This is a genomic window from Vibrio sp. 1978 (assembly GCF_033344345.1).
The window spans coordinates 1-609 of record NZ_JAWPOP010000700.1; the positions used below are offsets into that span (position 1 = coordinate 1).

1 protein-coding gene is annotated in these 609 nt (G+C 45.6%); it reads right to left on the bottom strand.

From position 1 onward, the window contains the following. Positions 1–40: 40 nt before the first annotated feature. Positions 41–609, bottom strand: a 569-nt coding sequence (locus R8N49_RS28635; protein WP_318190637.1) for a DUF445 domain-containing protein, incomplete at its 5' end; no start/stop codon positions are given.

Genomic DNA, 609 nt, shown 5'->3' on the forward strand with positions numbered 1-609 from the left:
GGCTCCTTTTTCGATAGGTCTCTGGATGTTTAGTGAAGGATTATGCGCCGATAAAGGTGCTAATAACACCAATCAAACCACCGAATACGCCACCCCAAACTACTAGCCAGCCTAGGTGTTCTTTAATCATTTTTTGCACCATTTCTTTAACCAATGCCGGCGTTAACTCGCTAAGGCGTTGGTCGATAATGCCTTCGATGTTCTGCTTAATCTCATCCATCATGGCTGGTGATTCAAACTGCTCTTTCAAAGCTTCTTTAATGCTGTCGCTCTTGCTCAGTTCGATGATGGACACTTGCATCTTTTCGACGAAAGGTTGTCGCATCGGCTGTAGAGCTTCCGCACCACCAAACATCGCTAGCATGCCGCCAAACTGGGAGCCCTCAATGACTTCTACTAATGAGTCAAAGGCCGGGTTTAGATCCACTTTCTCAATCATAGGTTGAAGATCGATGTTCCCACCACCCGCCATTTCTTTATTCAAGACTCGGTCGATGTTCGCTTCGGTAAAGAACTGTTCCATCATCAAATTTTTGATCGCCAGTTTGAATTCTTCAAACCGTGCGGGAATCACACCAGAACCGTATAAGCCCGGCACTTTTTCAAACA